The organism is bacterium, assembly GCA_035295165.1.
GTDB lineage: Bacteria > Sysuimicrobiota > Sysuimicrobiia > Sysuimicrobiales > Segetimicrobiaceae > JAJPIA01.
The window spans coordinates 64685-79058 of sequence record DATGJN010000061.1 but is presented as its reverse complement, the minus strand read 5'-3'; the positions used below and the strand labels follow the sequence as shown (position 1 = coordinate 79058).

Annotated in this window: 12 protein-coding genes and 1 tRNA gene; 11 read left to right on the top strand and 2 right to left on the bottom strand. The window is 64.7% G+C overall.

The window, feature by feature from the left end:
* Positions 1–21 precede the first annotated feature (21 nt).
* Both VKZ50_09380 and VKZ50_09375 read right to left on the bottom strand, forming a co-directional pair.
* Positions 22–1326 carry an MgtC/SapB family protein gene (locus VKZ50_09380; GenBank protein HLJ59929.1) on the bottom strand — a complete coding sequence of 435 codons (1305 nt, stop codon included), beginning with the start codon at positions 1324–1326 and terminating at the stop codon, positions 22–24.
* Entirely contained in the window at positions 1295–2506 is a 1212-nt protein-coding gene (locus tag VKZ50_09375) for an MFS transporter (protein ID HLJ59928.1), read from the bottom strand. Before VKZ50_09375 ends, VKZ50_09380 begins: the two co-directional genes overlap by 32 nt.
* A gap of 112 nt (positions 2507–2618) precedes the next feature.
* Here VKZ50_09375 and VKZ50_09370 point away from each other — a divergent pair.
* From VKZ50_09370 to VKZ50_09320, 11 genes are all read left to right on the top strand, one after another.
* Positions 2619–2693 (top strand) — tRNA-Asn (locus VKZ50_09370).
* Between the two features lie 948 nt (positions 2694–3641).
* The gene (locus tag VKZ50_09365; protein HLJ59927.1) at positions 3642–5021 is read left to right on the top strand and encodes an extracellular solute-binding protein; all 1380 of its coding nucleotides are present in this window, start codon (positions 3642–3644) and stop codon (positions 5019–5021) included.
* Entirely contained in the window at positions 5018–5995 is a 978-nt protein-coding gene (locus tag VKZ50_09360; protein HLJ59926.1) for a sugar ABC transporter permease, read from the top strand. The genes VKZ50_09365 and VKZ50_09360 overlap by 4 nt, the downstream gene beginning before the upstream one ends.
* Position 5996: 1 nt before the next feature.
* Positions 5997–6824, top strand: coding sequence for a carbohydrate ABC transporter permease (locus VKZ50_09355; GenBank protein HLJ59925.1), 828 nt, complete (start codon positions 5997–5999; stop codon positions 6822–6824).
* 1 nt (position 6825) lies between these two features.
* Positions 6826–7899 (top strand): ABC transporter ATP-binding protein, encoded by a 1074-nt coding sequence (locus VKZ50_09350; protein HLJ59924.1) that lies wholly within the window; start codon positions 6826–6828, stop codon positions 7897–7899.
* Complete coding sequence (locus VKZ50_09345; protein ID HLJ59923.1) at positions 7896–9245, top strand: sulfatase; 1350 nt, start codon at positions 7896–7898, stop codon at positions 9243–9245. The genes VKZ50_09350 and VKZ50_09345 overlap by 4 nt, the downstream gene beginning before the upstream one ends.
* A gap of 74 nt (positions 9246–9319) precedes the next feature.
* Complete coding sequence (locus VKZ50_09340) at positions 9320–10222, top strand: hypothetical protein (GenBank protein ID HLJ59922.1); 903 nt, start codon at positions 9320–9322, stop codon at positions 10220–10222.
* A gap of 36 nt (positions 10223–10258) precedes the next feature.
* On the top strand, positions 10259–11257 hold the full coding sequence (locus tag VKZ50_09335; protein ID HLJ59921.1) for a MurR/RpiR family transcriptional regulator: 999 nt from the start codon (positions 10259–10261) through the stop codon (positions 11255–11257).
* Positions 11258–11279: 22 nt separating this feature from the next.
* Complete coding sequence (locus VKZ50_09330) at positions 11280–12950, top strand: HAD-IIA family hydrolase (protein ID HLJ59920.1); 1671 nt, start codon at positions 11280–11282, stop codon at positions 12948–12950.
* A 226-nt stretch (positions 12951–13176) separates the two neighbouring features.
* Entirely contained in the window at positions 13177–13356 is a 180-nt protein-coding gene (locus VKZ50_09325; protein HLJ59919.1) for a hypothetical protein, read from the top strand.
* Positions 13357–13872: 516 nt separating this feature from the next.
* Entirely contained in the window at positions 13873–14349 is a 477-nt protein-coding gene (locus VKZ50_09320; protein ID HLJ59918.1) for a VOC family protein, read from the top strand.
* The last annotated feature ends 25 nt before the right edge of the window (positions 14350–14374 follow it).

Genomic DNA, 14374 nt, shown 5'->3' with positions numbered 1-14374 from the left:
CTGCGCGGCGGAGCGGCGACGTTAGAGGTGACGACTCAGCAGGGCCTCGGCAACGATCCCAACGGCGCCGGCCGCAAGGATCAGCGCCGACAGCCTCGCGAGGCGTCGCGTCACTTCCGCATTGCGACCGGCGATCTGCGCCATCGGTACGTGGAAGATCAGGCTCGCCATCGACGTCACGACGACCCCATAGCCCGCCAGTTCGGGGGGGAGCAGCCCCTTGGCCGCCAGGATCCCGGCCGCGGCCGATGTGGACGCGCTGCTCACGAGCCCGCCCAAGGCCGCGACGACGAGAAAACCGGTCTGGCCGAAGACGCGGTTCGCCAGTTCGCCGGCAAGCGTGATGAGCACAAAGAGCGCGCCGAACATGAGCGCGTGGCGCACCGAGATCGGCGACTGCATGTGCAGCGGGGCCGTCGCGGCGTCCTGGATGTGGATGCGGTACATGACGACCGTGCTGGTCGCCACCATCAGGGCGACCGCGAGCCACCCGTAGGAGAGCGCGGTGATGTCGAACACGCCGAGGATGAGGCCGTTGCGCAGCAACATCGCCGTGTTGGCGGTCGCCATGCCCAGCAGCGCGAACACCGCCAACCGGGCGGGGTCGTTCCGGGCGCGACTCGCCAGCTCGGCCACCGTGGCCGTGCTGTTGACGAGTCCGCCGAGGAGGCCGGTCCAGCGGATCCCGCGGGTGCCGTAGATGCGCAGCAGGACGTAGTTCGTGAACGCGATCGCGGAGATCACCAGGACGACGGTCCACGCGGACCGCAGGTCGATCAGATGCCACGGATCGATCGTGCCATGCGGCAGCACGGGATAGACGACGAGCGCGATCATGCCCAGGATCAGCGCGCCGCGGATCTCCTCGTTGGTCAGCGCCCCGGTGAACCGGACCACCTCCGACTTCCACGCGAGCAGCGCCGTCATCACAACGCCGCACGCGGCAGCCACCAGGAATAACCCCTGTCCGACCAGGATGCCGAGGAGCGCCATCGCGAGCAGCGCGGCCGTCGTGGTCATCTCGAGCGTGCCATCCCGGGTCAGGCTGCGCCAGTTCAGCAGGGTGACAAGCGGGATGAGCGCGGCCATGAGGATATAGGTCGCGATCGGGGAGATCGTCCAGGCGAGCGTGAATGACAACGCCACGAACGCGAACGTCCGGACGCCCACGTCCTTGTGTGCCCACTCACGCTCGAGGCCGACCATCATCCCGATTGCGAGCGAGATCCCGACCCGCTCCATCAGGACCAGGAAGTCAGTGCTCTGCCCGTCCGGCGCCAGCGGCAGCATCACGTTACTCGGACCCCGCGTGCGCCGGAACGCCACGTGCCGCCGCCGAGAACGAGACGCCGACCGTCAAGGCGAGCGCGGCCGCGGCGCTGACGTAGGGCAGCGTGATGCCGGCGTGGTAGACCCAGCCGCCCCACGCCGGGCCCAGAATGCGGCCGAGGCTGTCAAACGAGTCCATGATCCCGATCGAGAGGCCTTGGCCCCCCGGGGTGCGCTTCGAAATCAGCGACGCGACGCTCGGGCGCATCAGCGCGTGGCCGGCGCCGGCGACCGCGGCGTAGATCGCGAGCGTGGCGATGTTGTGCGTGCCGGTGACGAGGAGATACCCGATCGCCGCGAGCACCAACCCGGCGCGTACCAGCCGTTCCTCTCCCCAGCGGTTGATCAGGCGGCCGACCAGCCCCCCGAGGATCGCCGCCTGGACCAACCCGACGATGACGAACACCACCCCGATCGCACCGGCGCCGCTCGTACTGCTCAGGTGCAGCCGGTCTTGGGCGAAGAGGGCGTAGGTCGCTTCGAGCGCCGCGAGTGCAAACGCGGCCACAAGGGTCACGACGAAGTAGTATGCGAGCGGGCCACCGAGCGCCAGGCGGAACGCGTCGATCCGGGACGGCCGCTCCGCGGACGAAGGGTGCCGGACCGGCTCGGGCAGCGCCCCCCAGCTGAGGATCAGCGTCACGAGCGCCAGCGCCGCTCCCACGAAAAACGGGAGCGACAGGTTGTGGCGGCCGAGGAGGCCGCCGATGCCCGGCCCGATCGTGAAGCCCAGCCCCATCGCGGCGCCCATCATCCCCATCCCGCCGCCCCGGCGATCCTCGGACGTGGTGTCCCCGATGTACGCCATCGCCGTGGGGAGGGTGGCCGCGCTCAGCACGCCGCCGAGGATCCGCGCCAGGAACAACTGCCACACCTGGTGGGAGAGTCCGAAAATCACGAACGAGACGGCATAGCCGATGAGCCCGATCGAGAACACCGGCTTGCGGCCGATCCGGTCGCTCAACCCGCCCCACAGGGGGGCGAACAGGAACTGCATGAATGCGTAGCTCGTCGCGAGCAGCCCGATCTCGAGCGGGGTCGCGCCGACGGACCGGGCGTAGAACTGCAGAACCGGCAGGACGATGCCGAAGCCCATCATGACGACGAAAATGGCCAGGAAGAGGACCAACAGCCCTCGATTGCCGATCTGAGACCGCCGGGATTGCTGGGAGTGCATTATTATGAAGCCCCCCTCGGAAACGGTTACCATTATTGACATGTGGCTCCTGGCATGTCAAGGCGACTGGGCTTGACACACCCTGGGGTGGCTCCATACAATCAGGGGGCGTTCCTCGGTAGCTCAATGGTAGAGCATCCGGCTGTTAACCGGAGGGTTGTAGGTTCGAGTCCTACCCGAGGAGCCAATCAAGACTTTCCGCGCGCCCCGTGAAACTTGCTACCCTCCTGCTACCCTCTGGTGCGCCGGCAACGCCCCCCACCCCTACCGAGGCCCCACCACAGCACTCCGCCTGGCGAAACCTCGAGCGCCTGCAGGGCTTCTAGGAAGCGCCCGGGGGTGAGGCGCCTGAGGGCCGGCTCGTACAACAGGCCGGTCACTGCACCCGGACCTGCTCCTGTCGGCGGCGACGCGCGAGAGAAATCCCCTCCTACTCCATGGCGCAACTGCAGGCAAACTTGGCAGCGTCGATCGAGAAGTCCATGCTCTCCAGGATGAGGCTCCGGGGCGGTTCTCGGCCCTGATCCATACGTGCGAACTGTGCGGGGTCAACCCGTTCGACTATTTGACGGAGCTGCAACGCCATGCGACGGAACTGGCGCGGAGCCCATCCGACTGCTTCCCCTGGAACTACTGGGAGACGCTCGCCTGCACCACCAGCGCCAGGGACGAGCACGGGCCGGCCCCGTAATCGGCGACGTCTGTCAACTCAGTCCCCGGCTCGTACCGTTGCCGCTAAACTCACGGCATGTTCGCCTCGCAGCGATCAGGCGCACCCGGTTAATCGTGTCCCGTTTGCTAACAGGTCGGGATTGGAAGCCACGGGCACGGCGGACTGGACGATGAGCTCGAGTTGATCGTACCTCCAGCGGCCGGCTCCATGGGCCGGACCACCTGACTGGAGAAGAATGGCGACGCAGCTGTATGATTTTATCGAGATTTTAGTATATACTGGGAAAAATTGACACATATCCTTCTAGAATTTATCTTACAGGTGATTCACGTCATGGCGCTCGTTGCGGGGGGTGAGAGATTGTCCACGAGGTACCATCTGGATTCCTGACTTGGCCAGCATCGAAGACTCGCAGGGACGCTAGAGTTGGGCGGGTCGATATTTGGGATCGGAGGGGATCCTATGCGTGGTCGGGTGACCGTGCTCGCGTTGCTCGGGGTGCTGGTGCTGATGACGCAAGCGGGGTATGCTCCAGTTCCGATTCTGGCCGCTAGTTCGCAAACCGTCCACCTCACCGCCTGGACGATCGGGCCGGATGAACCGTCCTACTACCGCAAAGACAACCTCGTGAGCGCTGCTGACGCGCTCAATAAGCAGCTGGCCGCCGAAGGCTCGGGGACCCGGGTCACTCTAGATGCGACCTTCGCCACCGGAGGCGGACAGACGTGGGGCGCGTACAAACAGCGGTTCGTGCTGGCCGCGCAGTCGGGGAAGGCTCCCGACATTGTGGCGACCGGGAACGAGGACATCGCGGCCTGGGCTGCCGCAGGGTATGTGATCCCGCTGGACGGTTACGTGAAACAGTACAAGCAGTTCGCCGACGTGATTCCCACGCTGTGGAACGCCACCAAGTTCAACGGGAAGATCTACGCGATCCCCCAGGATGTCGAAGCGAGACCGTTCTACTTCAATATGCCGCTGCTTGCAAAGCTCGGCTGGTCGCAGGACAAGATCGCGGGTCTGCCCAAGGCGATTGAGGCCGGCCAGTTCACGCTCACCGACCTGTTGCAGACGGCCAAGGCGGCGCAGGACAAGGGGCTCGTGTTGAAGGGATACGGGTGGTGGATCCGGCCGATCAACGGCCCGGATTACTACATGTACTATGAAGCGTTCGGTGGGAAATTGACTGACGCGAGTGGCAAGCTGCTGCTCGATTCCGCAGCCCTCGGTCGAGAGTATGGGTTCTTCCACGACGCAGTGTTCACCTACAAGGTGACGCCCAAAGACATCATCGGGACCGATTGGAACACCTGGCACGAGGCGGTGATTGGGAAGCAAGTCCTGTTCACGCAGTGCGGGACGTGGTGCTGGGCGCAGTGGATCACGCAGTATAAGATGCCGGCCGAAGAGTTATGGAAGACGTACGGGTTCGCGCTCGTGCCCTCGGGCAGCAAGGGTGGGCGACCGGTGACACTCAGCCATCCGATCGTGTACATGATCAGCAAGTCGTCGGCGCACCCGGACCTCGCGGCGCGCCTCCTGGCGCTCGCCACGACTCCGCAACTTAACGCCCGACACGCCGTGACGAGCGGCCATCTTGCGATCCTCGCCGACGAGGGGCAGGTACCTGAATACGCGCAGGATACATTTGCGAAAGACACGATCTACATGCTGCGCTATACGACGTTCTTGCCGGCCGATAAGCTCTTCGGCGCCTACGACCAGGCGATCTGGGAGGGCCTGTCGGCCGTGATCGCGGGGCAAATGACGCCGGGCCAAGCCGTGCAGGAGGTTGCGCAGGAGCTGCGGACAGACCTGGGCGACCACGTCGTCATTCGATGAGGGTGACCCCGGAGTTCCCCTCCGGGAGACAAATCGCCGCGCGGGGGGCTGGCTGGCATCGCTGGGTGCCGGGCGGCTACCCTGCGCTCTTCCTCGGCCCAGCGGGGATGGTGGTGGCCGCACTGTTTCTCGCCCCGGCGGTGCTGACCATTGTCATCAGCGTGACAAACTTGAGTGTAGCGACCGGGCTGTCCCACTACCAGTGGGTGGGGCTCGGGAACTATTCGCAGATCGCCCACAGCCCGTGGCTCGGCCTCATTCTCCGGAATACGGTGATCTACGTGGTCTGCACTCTGATCCTGTTCAACGTCGGACTTGCGCTGGTGCTGGCGCTGCTGACCGCGCACCTGTCCGAGCGCGCGGCCGGGGTATTCCGCGTCCTGTGGATGTTGCCGCGCATCACGCCCTCCGTCGTCTACGCGTTGATGTGGCGGTGGGCCGCCGCGCAGTCGCCGTACGGCATCGTCAGCCAGTTGCTAGGCTTGGCAGGCGTGCCCGGCCGGAACTGGATGAACGTGCACCCGTGGGCGTTCGTGATCAGCCTGAACGGGTTTGTCGGCGCGTCGTTCGGGATGATCATCTTCTCCTCGGCGATCACCGCGATCCCGCGCGATCAGTACCTTGCCGCCCAGGTCGATGGCGCGTCGGCCTGGCAGCAGGTCTGGCGCATCACCGTCCCGCGGTTGCGATGGCCGATCCTGTTCGTGACGGCGTACCAAACGCTGTCGTTGCTGACGTCGTTCGAGTACATTCTGCTGACTACCAACGGCGGCCCCGGATTCTACGCGACCGAGGTGTGGTCGCTCTACGCGTTCCATCTGGCGCTGTCCAACTACTTCGGGAACACGCAGTTCGGGCTCGGCGCCGCCCTCGCCGCGATTCTCGTGGTCCTCGGCGTCGGCGCCTCGGTCTGCTACCTCCGGCTCTTCCGGTTTAGCGAGCTCGTGTCGCCGCCACGGATCGAGGTCAACTGAGATGCCGGTGGCGGCCGTCCGGTGGCGCTGGACGATCGGGGCCGTCCTGCTGGTGCTGTCGGCCCCGATCGTCCTGACCTACGGATGGCTGGTAATGGCGTCGTTCAGCGTCCGTACGACGGGCCTCGTTCCGCACGGGTTCACGTGGGATAACTGGCGGTTCTTGTGGAGCACGCTGCCGAACGAGGCGAACGCGTGGGTGGCGGCCACAAACTCGCTGCTCTTTGCCGTGTCGCTGGCGCTGGCGGAAGTGCTCATCGGCTCGATGGCGGCGTACGCGCTCTCCCGCCTGAACTTTCGCGGACGCGGGGCGTTTCTTGCCTCCACCATGGTTCTGCATTCGTTCCCCAGCGTGACGCTCCTCATCGCGATCTTCCTGATTCTCCGCGTTCTCGGGCTCTACGACCAGCTCGGCGGCGTCATCCTGGTGAAGCTGGCCCTCGACCTGCCCCTCGGAATCTGGATCATGAAGGGATTTTACGACGCGGTTCCCTGGGACATCGAGATGGCCGCGATGATGGACGGGTACTCTCGGCTCCAGATCTGGTGGCGGGTAATGCTTCCGCTCATCTCGCCAGGGCTGTTCGCGTTCGGCATCTTCGCCTTCCTGAGCGGATGGAACGAGTTTCTGCTGCCGTACGTGCTGCTGCCGAGTCAGAACTCTCAAACGCTGTCGGTGTTGATGGCCAGCCTGTCTGGGGAGGAGCAGTACGCGGACTACGGCTTGGTGACGGCGCTCAGCGTATTCTACATCCTGCCCGCGGTCGTATTCTTTGCGCTGACGCAGAAGTACCTTCTGCGAATTTTCACGGGGGGAGTGAAAGCGTAGCGTGGAATTGACATTGGAGCACGTCTCCAAACAGTTCGGCCGCGTCAGAGCGGTCGATGACGTCTCCCTGACAATCCGCGACGGTGAGCTCGTGGCGCTGCTGGGTCCCTCAGGCTGTGGCAAGTCAACCACGCTGTTCCTGGTGGCCGGACTGTACCGGCCGTCAGCGGGACGCATTTTGTTCGGACAGCGCGTGGTCAACGACGTGAGCCCACAATCCCGCGGCGTGGGCTTGGTCTTCCAGAGCTACGCACTGTACCCGCACTTAACTACCTTCGAGAATATCGCGTTCCCGCTGCGCGTAAAGCGGACGTCCCGCGCGGAGGTAACCCGACGGGTGCACGAGGTCGCCGATCTGACCGGCATCACCGAGTGCCTGCCGAGACCGCCGGCCCAGTTGTCCGGCGGACAGCAGCAGCGCGTGGCACTGTGCCGGGCGCTCGTGAAGGCGCCCGCGATCCTGCTGCTGGACGAGCCGCTCTCCAACCTCGACGCCCGGCTCCGCGAAGCCACGCGGGCGGAGATCAAACGGCTGCAACGGGAACTGGGGATCACGACGCTCTTCGTTTCCCACGACCAGGCCGAGGCGTTAGGGATCGCGGATCGGGTCGGGATCATGGACCGCGGTAAACTCGTGGTGCTGATGACGCCGATGGAGTTATATCAACGGCCGCCGTCGCGGTTCGTCGCGGAGTTTATCGGCACGCCGCCGATGAATTTCATGCCGGTTCAGGTGGCGGAGAATGGCATCGTGTTCGATGGCGCACCGCTACGGCATCTGCCGCGCCCCATCCCTCAGGGCGCGTACATGCTCGGCGTGCGGCCCGAGCATCTCCACGTGGCGGCCGACGGCACCCTACCCGCCCTGGTCGTGCTCGTCGAAACCCTGGGCCGAGACCTGCTGATCCACGCGACCTGCGGGGGCGTGCGCCTGCGGATCCTCGCCGATCCGGAGACGCACGTCGGGCCCGACGATCGCGTCCGTCTGCGACTCGACTGGGATCGCACGCACCTGTTCGAGGCGGACAGCGGACGGGTCGTGCCGTTCGCCGGAGAAGGGAGGAGCGTGCAATGACCGTACGGCGCAACGCGGTGGTCCTACTCGTCGACAGCCTACGCTACGACTTCGTTGGATTCAACGGCAATGCGCGGATTCGGACACCCTGCCTCGATGCGTTCGCGCGGCGGGCGGCCGTCTTCGATCAGGCCGTGGTGGGTTCCTACCCGTGTCTGCCGTGCCGGCGGGAGATGTGGACGGGTCGCTACGAGTTCCCGTTTCGGGGCTGGGGACCGCTTGAGCGCAGCGACGTGGTCTTTTCGGAGTTGACCCGCGGCGCGGGGTATACGACGATGTTCATCACCGACAACTATCTGCTCTGCTACGAAGATGGAAACTACCAGCGCGGCTTCTGCTGGGATCTCATCCGGGGGCAGGAGCATGACGACTGGGTGACCGATCCGACGCTGCCGATCGTGCTGCCGTGTCGGCCTGACAAGCTCCGCGACCCCTACGGCCGAGTCGCCCAGTACTTACGGAACACCGCTTCGTGGCGCACCGAGGAGGACCATTTCGGCCCTCAGGTCATGCGCCGTACGTCCGAATGGCTTGAGCGCAACCGGACGCTCGACGGATTTCTGCTATGGGTGGATTGCTTCGACCCGCACGAGCCCTGGGATCCGCCCTATCCGTACGACCAACTCTACAACCCGGGCTATCAGGGTGAGCGTGTTTTCTCCCCAGCGTACGGCCGTGCTGATTCGCTGTCGGATGAGGAACTGGCCGAGTGTCGGGCGCTCTACGCGGGTGAAGTCACGATGGTCGACCGCTGGATCGGGCGCGTGCTGGAGAAACTCGAGGACCTCGGCCTGCTGCGGAATACCCTGGTGGCGATCATCACCGATCACGGCTATATGTTCGGCGAGCACGGGCTCCTGGGGAAACCCTGGGCCGCGCTCGCCGAGTCGAACCTCTATCGTGAAGTGGCACGCCTCCCGTGGATCTTGTTTCATCCTGAGGGGGCGGGCGCCGGGCGCCGCATCGACGCGCTCGTGCAGCCGGTCGATCTATTCGCGACCCTCCTGGCGTGGTTGGATGTGCCGGTCCCCGCTCCCGTCCATTCGCGCAGCCTGCTGCCGCTGTTGGAGGGCCGAGCCCCGCGCATCCGTGACCACGCGTTCTGGGGGCGCTTCGGGGAGGCGATACACGTTACCGACGGGAACTGGGAGGCGTTCTTCTGGCCGGAGGGGGCACCGTACCGGGACCGGCTCTATCACCTCTCGGTCGATCCGGCCGAGGCCACCGACCGCTCGGACACAGACCGCGATGAACTTCGGCGTCTACGCGAGACCGCGCAGGCGTGGCTCCGCGAACTCGGAGGGCCTGATCTCCGCCATCGGCCATTCGTGCGCGACCATGTCTAAGCACGTCCCGGTCGGGGATTTTCCGGCCGTGATGCTCCGCCTCGTCGGTCACCTGGTGCTCGGTATGGCGCGGCATGTCTAACCCGGCCGTAGCTGACGCCCGCGCGCATTTGTGCGCCGCCGCGCATGCCCTGTTGAAAGCGGCTGCGGCGGTCCGCTGGGACGAGCGCAGAACCGAAGACGATCCAGTCATCGAAGCGACGATTGCGACGCTCCGCGCCGTGGTCGAGATGGATCCCGCCGACCTTCGCTGCCTGGAGCAACTCGCGATGCTACTGCACAACGTCGGGCGCCTCAACGAGGCCGCCGTCTTGTACGCGGAGGTCAACCGCCGCGATCCGCCGCATCCGCTCAACGACCGGCAGAGGCAGGCGATCGAAATCCTCTGCCCGCGGTTGATGACCACGAGCGCCGAGTGGTTCCCGTTGGTCGATTGTGCAGCGATCCACCATCCGGTCGACCCGGTCGTCGCATACCATCTGTTTTGGGAGGATGATTGGGATTACCCTGATGATAATGAACCCTGCGACCACGAGGTGGTCTGGGTCCGGTACCGGCCGCCGGAGGTTGCGCCGGTTGGCGTGACGACGTATTTTCACGGGCGCATCCTCGCGGAAGATGTGTCGATGGCGGCACGTCCAGTAGTCTGCGTCCAGTGGGGCAAACACGGTTCGCTGCCCGCGTCGTGGGAGCACATGAATGACGTGCGCACGGTCCTGCGCCGTGACTTTGACGCGGCCCTCCGCGGTGGACGCATGTCGGAACATCCGCGAAAGCGCGCTTGGCCCTCTCGGTTCCCTGGTGGATGGACCGAGTACACGCAATTCGACCACGCGGTCGATCCGCTGACGTTAATTCGCACGAGGAAATCGTACACCTGTGCTCGCTGGGCGAATGCCGTGCTGCAAGATCTGCTCATCCCCTACAACTTTCATGCGAAGCGGGAGTGGCCGGAGGACGGTCTCGTCAACCTGTGAGGCAGAGGGAAAGTCGCCGGTTTGAGATCTCTGCTCATGCGCCCCGGGAGGGCCGAGCGCGCGCTCCGGTGCGCCGGGTTCGGTCCCGCCCAGGCGATGTGCGGGTGTCAGGGCCTCGCCCACGTCACGATGAAAGGGTCGCCAATGCACAATGCATCATCGGTTGGTCGCACGGAGGACCGCGCAACCTCCAATCGGGCGGTGTTGGCGAGGATCCGCAGCGTCCAGCCTAGCCTGACGCACTCAGAGGCCACTGTGGCGGCGTTGATCTTGACCGCTCCGGCCGACGCGATTCCCCTGGGGATCGAAGCGGTAGCCCGGCGCGCAGGCGTCAGCACCGCAACGGTGCTTCGCTTCTGCCAGAGCCTCGGCTTCGCCGGCTACAAGGATTTCAAGATCGCGCTCGCGGTGGAGATGGGTCGATCGCCGGCTGTCGTGTTCGAGGAAGTGCGAGCGAGCGATACGCCGATGCAGATTGCCCGGAAGGTGTTTCGCGCCGATATGCAGGCCATCGCCCAAACCCTGGAATTGTTGGACGAACGCGCACTGAACCGAGCGGTGGCGGTCCTGAATTCGGCACGCCGAATCGAGATCTATGGGGTCGGATCAAGTGCTCCCATCGCGGTGGACGCGTATTACCGGTTTCTGCGGATTGGCCTCCGCGTCGCGGTCGTCACCGACTCCCACATGCAGGCGGTCAGCGCCGCACTTCTTGAGTCGAGGGACGTCGCCCTGGTGATCTCGCACACGGGACGCACCAGGGAGACTCTGGAGACGGCTCGCCTAGCGCGCGCACGCGGCGCCACGGTCATCGTCCTGACCTCGTTTCTTCGCACGCCCATTCGAGAGGTCGCGAACATCGTGCTGGTAACCGCCACGGCCGAAACCGCCTTTAGAGTCGAAGCCATGGCTTCACGGATCGCGCATCTGTCCGTGATCGACGTGCTCTACGTCTCGATCGCTAGCCGCCGCCTCGAACGCGCGCTCGCGACCCTGGAACGTACCAACGCCATCATTGAGGAACGACGAATTTGACATCCCCATCACGGGAGGAAGTATGCGAGGCCCCTTACGCCTAGCCCTGGTCGCTGACATCCACCACGGCCGATTCACACAGACGAAGGCGGGGCCGCTGGCGCTGAAGTTGCTGGAAGCCTTCGTGCGGACGGCCAATGAGCAACAGCCCGATCTCGTCGTCGATCTCGGAGACCGGATCAGCGATCAACACCGTGCCACCGACCTCTGCCTGCTCGGCGAGGTGGCCGCCCGCTTTCTCGCACTGCGTGTCCCGCGAGTGCACTTGCTTGGAAACCACGATCAAGTCAATCTGTCCGTCGCAGACTCCGAGGCCATGCTTGGTATGGCGCTACGGTCCCGGACGCTGGACCTACAGGGTTGGCATCTGGTGTTCTGGTATCCCAACAACCTCTCCGGTGCCGACGGGGTGCACGCAATTGGGGGAGACGATCTCACTTGGCTCGAGGCCGACCTTGCCGCGACCGATCGTCCGAGCATCATCTTCACTCACGTCCCGTTCGACGACGGCTCGATGGTGGGCAACTACTACTTCGAAACCAGCCCGCGGGGCGCTGCTGGCTACAAGAACGCCGTGCTCGCGCGCGAGATTGTCCAACGTAGCCACAAGGTGGTCATGGTCGTGGCCGGGCACGTGCATTGGAACGCCCTGAATATCATCGACGGCATTCCCTATGTGACCATTCAGGCATTGACGGAGACGTTTACCACCTACCCGGAGCCCGCGGGCGCCTGGGCGACGCTTGATGCCAGTCACGAAGGCCTTCACCTGCAAGTCTACGGACGAGATCGACTCACGCTGTCCCTGCCCATCAAGCAACTGGATCATCACTGGCTGTCGCAAGACAACGCGCCAACTCGAGCCGCTGGGGCCGGAGCTCCTCCCATCGCTGTAATGCGGAGCCACGCGGCGCGTCCACTGGCCGGTGTCCGCGGAGTCATCCTTGACCTGGACGGGGTCGTCTACGAAGGGACCATGCTCCTTCCGGGGGCCCGGGAGTTTCTTTCGTTCTTGCGAGACACTGGGCGACGGGTGGTGGCCCTGACCAACCACTCTGGGGGGTCATCCAAAGACTACGCGGAGAAGCTGCGGGGGTTGGGGGTGCCCATTCCGGAACAGGACATTGTTACGTCGGCGATGGCGACCGCGCAGTACCTTCGGCGCCGCAATCAATCAGCAAGGTGCCTGATTCTGGGGAGCGCGGCGCTCAAGGATGAGCTCCTCTCTGCGGGCCTTGTGGAATCTTCCGAGGCTGAATACGTCGTCGTGGGATACGACTCGGCGCTGTGTCTCTCGGGGCTCGCTGAGGCCACACGGTGTCTCCTCCGGGGGGCGGAGCTCATTGGGACCAACGCCGATGCGGTGCTGCCGACGCCCGAGGGACCCCTCCCGGATTGCGGACCGGTACTTGCCTTCCTGGAGATGGCGAGCGGCCGGCGTGCAACGGTCGTCGGAAAGCCGAATGCGTTTATCGTTGAGCTCGCCGCGTCCCGGTTAGGTCTGTGCGGAGACGAGATTCTCATCGTTGGGGACACCGTTGAGACCGATGTGGCCGCTGGCCTCGCCGCAGGGATCCGCACCGCGCTGGTGCTTACGGGAAACGGAAGGAAGACTCCGGTGGGCCGCTTGGTACCAACCCTGATCGTGCCCAATCTTGAGGCGCTTCGGGTCCGATGGACCGAGGAGTCGTAGGGGGCACTATGGACTCCCCGTCGAGCTCGGGCGGCCGCCAAGGTAGCCCAGCACGTCCTTGAGCGCGGAGGTGCTCCCGGCGCAGCCTGGCCAGCGCGTCGATCCCCTTCCGGAAATCGACCGCCTCGACCGCCACCAGAATCCGCATCTGCGGCGTGATCTGGATCACGCCCCGCGTCCCCAGACGACCCGGCTGAGCGCCACCAGGTCCGGGAGCGCGGCGCCCGTGAGCTGGAGCCGTAGTCGGTCGCCGCGGGAGGCCCTCCACCTCGACGAGGCACACTCCGCCGGTGGTGGGGGGGCGGCGAGTACCTCCACGAACGATGGGGGCGGCCTCGACGAAGTGCCCGACGGCTACCGCGCGATGAACGACCGCGAAGCGATCAAGGTCATGGTGGAGCTCTGATGGACGCCTGGACGAGCGAAGAGCTCGGCAAGATCACAGCTGCCAGCATGAGATGGAGAGCGGGCGCTGTCGAGGACAGCGTCGAGCCAGATGAGACAGTTCGAGGTGGTGGAGGATCGCCCAGTCGTGAGGTTCGACTTCGGAGGGGACATTAGAACATGACCGCGGCACACCTTAGTGTGACCTTAGGGGGCATCTATCGGGCATCTATCGGTCGTCTATCGGGCACGTTGATGACCGAAAACGCATTTCCGAGGCACCTGGGGGTAGCAGTAGCGTTGGCGAGCGAATTTGACGCAGCATGTGAGAGGCGCATGCAGCGATGCACCCAGCTCAAGAGGACGAGCTTTGGGGACAGGCCCCGGATGGAGAAGCCGGGTGGGCACCTTTGATGAGAGGAGTACAGGCGTCAAAATGGAAAGCTCCGCTAACGATGCCTCGGCGGCGGATTCGCCCAATGCGTTCGACGCAGAGATCGCGGCGTTCGCCCTGATCGCGCACAAGGAGCATACGAACATGAAGCCAAAGAACACGATCTGCCTCTGGTTCGACAAGGACGCGCATGAGGCGGCGCGCTTCTACGCTGCCACCTTTCCGGATAGTGAAGTGACCGCTGTTCACGAAGCTCCCAGTAACTACCCGGGCGGCAAGGAGGGCGACGTACTGACCGTGGAGTTTACCGTTCTGGGCATTCCCTGTCTCGGTCTCAACGGCGGCCAGGAATTCAGGCACAGCGAGGCCTTTTCCTTCCAGATCGCGACAGACAACCAGGAAGAGACGGACCGCTACTGGAACGCGATCGTCGGCAATGGCGGCAAGGAAAGTCAGTGCGGTTGGTGCAAGGACCGTTGGGGGCTATCCTGGCAGATCACGCCGCGCGCGCTAACCGAGGCGCTTGCAGCTGGTGGCGGTGAGGCAAAGCGTGCCTTCGAGGCGATGATGCCGATGAAGAAGATCGACATCGCCACCATCGAAGCAGCGCGGCGGGGCTGACGTGGACGCCGCCCAGTCTACGCGG

What these genes read in the sequence shown, in the direction of transcription:
- VKZ50_09355 (HLJ59925.1), top strand. Translation starts at nt 5,997, where the DNA reads ATGCCGGTGGCGGCCGTCCGGTGGCGCTGGACGATCGGGGCCGTCCTG.
- VKZ50_09335 (HLJ59921.1), top strand. Translation starts at nt 10,259, where the DNA reads ATGCGCCCCGGGAGGGCCGAGCGCGCGCTCCGGTGCGCCGGGTTCGGT.
- VKZ50_09340 (HLJ59922.1), top strand. Translation starts at nt 9,320, where the DNA reads ATGTCTAACCCGGCCGTAGCTGACGCCCGCGCGCATTTGTGCGCCGCC.
- VKZ50_09360 (HLJ59926.1), top strand. Translation starts at nt 5,018, where the DNA reads ATGAGGGTGACCCCGGAGTTCCCCTCCGGGAGACAAATCGCCGCGCGG.
- VKZ50_09375 (HLJ59928.1), bottom strand. Translation starts at nt 2,506, where the DNA reads ATGCACTCCCAGCAATCCCGGCGGTCTCAGATCGGCAATCGAGGGCTG.
- VKZ50_09330 (HLJ59920.1), top strand. Translation starts at nt 11,280, where the DNA reads ATGCGAGGCCCCTTACGCCTAGCCCTGGTCGCTGACATCCACCACGGC.
- VKZ50_09320 (HLJ59918.1), top strand. Translation starts at nt 13,873, where the DNA reads ATGAAGCCAAAGAACACGATCTGCCTCTGGTTCGACAAGGACGCGCAT.
- VKZ50_09365 (HLJ59927.1), top strand. Translation starts at nt 3,642, where the DNA reads ATGCGTGGTCGGGTGACCGTGCTCGCGTTGCTCGGGGTGCTGGTGCTG.
- VKZ50_09345 (HLJ59923.1), top strand. Translation starts at nt 7,896, where the DNA reads ATGACCGTACGGCGCAACGCGGTGGTCCTACTCGTCGACAGCCTACGC.